Annotated in this window: 2 protein-coding genes; one reads left to right on the forward strand and one right to left on the reverse strand. The window is 66.6% G+C overall.

What is annotated here, in order from left to right; genetic code table 11:
• On the forward strand, positions 1–819 hold an 819-nt coding region (locus tag LQV45_RS28185; RefSeq protein WP_230010228.1), incomplete at its 5' end, for a hypothetical protein.
• 46 nt (positions 820–865) lie between these two features.
• Here the strand turns inward: LQV45_RS28185 and glmM are convergent.
• Positions 866–2,029, reverse strand: a 1,164-nt coding sequence (gene glmM / locus LQV45_RS28190) for a phosphoglucosamine mutase (protein WP_230010229.1), incomplete at its 5' end; no start/stop codon positions are given.

Below are 2,029 nucleotides of genomic sequence, written 5' to 3' on the forward strand. Positions count from 1 at the left end.
GCCCTGCGCCGCCTGAAAGCGTTCTCCTGGGTCGCCTTTCCGATTGCAGTACTTGCGATCTCGCTGTGGCTGGCACAGCCGCTGCTCCGCGAACTTCTGGCCGGGCCTGCAGCCTCTGCGTGGAAAGGACCCACGGTATTTGTCCTTACCGAGTTGGCCTGCGGGGTCCTGCTTGCAATGGGGGTCTCTGCGTGGCTGGACCTCCGGGCCAGCGGCTTCTTCCTCATGGCCCGCGAACTGAGCCGGTTCACAGTGTTGCAGGGAAGACGGGACGAGGCCTTCCTCAAGGCTTTGCGTGCCCTCCGCCCGGGACTGTTTCAACGGTCAGGGACCGCTGGCCTGCCTCGGTTCTTCTCCCTCTGCTTCAGCAGCGACGGTGCGCTGCTGATCGGCGGAGGGGCCTCGCCAGGTGTCGTTGCTGTTTTTCCGTGGCAGAGCGTCCAGGAAATTGTCCCCGAACCGCCAGTCAGGGGGCGGAAACGGTTATTCGAACCGGGGCAGCGCGTGGTCCTCAGCGTGCGCCACGAAGGAGCAGACATCCAACTGGCCTTCCCGCTGGAACGGGCAAAGGTAGCCTGGACTTCGCGAACTTTCCTCGAAGCGAAACCACTGGAAGCGACTTTGGCTTCGGTCCAGGGTCTGCAAACGGCGAGCTTGGCAGGTCCGGAATTTCAAATGTCGGCGGACTGGCAGCAGCCCCAAGCGTCCGCCAGCGCTACGTATCTCCGAAGCAGGAAAGGACAAATTGCACGCGGGATCCTAGCAGTGGCTTTATTTAGCGCGAACGGCCCGTTCATCCTCAACATATTCCTGCGCTAACGGCCCTCCCCGGACTACGGCCGCGAAAGGTGATCGAACGGCCGGGCTACTCGGCGACGAGCTCCAGGGCCAGTTCGGTTCGGACCACTTGGGCCAGCCGCTCCGCGACGCCCTGGGCGGTCTCCTGGTCTGCGGCCTCCACCATCACGCGCACCACCGGCTCGGTGCCCGAGGGGCGGAGCAGGACGCGGCCGGTGTCGCCGAGTTCGGATTCTGCCGCGGATACTGCCTGCGCCACCACCGCATCGCCCTTGACCCGGGTACGGTCCACGCCCTTGACGTTGATGAGGACCTGGGGCAGCTTGGTCATCACCGTGGACAGTTCCTTGAGCGGGCGGCCGGTGAGGGCCACCTGGGCTGCAATCTGCAGGCCGGTCAGCACGCCGTCGCCGGTGGTGGCGTGGTCGGCAAAAATTACGTGCCCGGACTGCTCGCCGCCGAGGCTAAAGCCGCCGTTGCGCATCTCCTCGAGGACGTAGCGGTCCCCCACGCCGGTTTCGCGCAGGCTGATCCCGGCGTCGCGCAGGGCGAGCTTCAGGCCGAGGTTGCTCATGACGGTGGCCACAAGGACATCGTCCTTAAGCTTTCCGGCGTTCTTGAGTGCCACGGCCAGGATGGCCATGATCTGGTCGCCGTCCACCTCGTTGCCTTCGTGGTCCACGGCGAGGCAGCGGTCGGCGTCGCCGTCGTGCGCGATGCCGAGGTCCGCCCCGTGGTCCAGGACGGCGCGCTTGAGCGGGCCCAGGTGCGTGGAACCGACCCCTTCGTTGATGTTGAGCCCGTCCGGTTCGGCGCCAATGACGATCACGTTGGCCCCGGCGTCCTTGAACACCTGCGGGGAACAGCCGCTGGCCGCGCCGTGGGCGCAGTCGAGGACGACCTTCAGGCCGTCCAGGCGGTGCGGAAGCGTGCCCAGCAGGTGCACGATGTAGCGGTCCTCGGCGTCGGAGAAGCGCTGGATCCGTCCCACCTCACCGCCGACGGGCCGGGTGGGCTCCTTGCCGAGCTGCACTTCGATGGCGTCCTCGACGTCGTCGGGCAGCTTTTGGCCGCCGCGGGCGAAGAATTTGATGCCGTTGTCCGGCGCGGGGTTGTGCGAGGCGGAGATCATGACGCCGAAGTCGGCGTTGAGGTCCGCCACGAGGTAGGCGGCGGCCGGGGTGGGCTGCACGCCGGCGTCGTAGACGTCGATGCCCGAGCTGGAGAGCCC

The sequence above is a fragment of the Microbacterium sp. Bi128 genome (genome assembly GCF_918698205.1).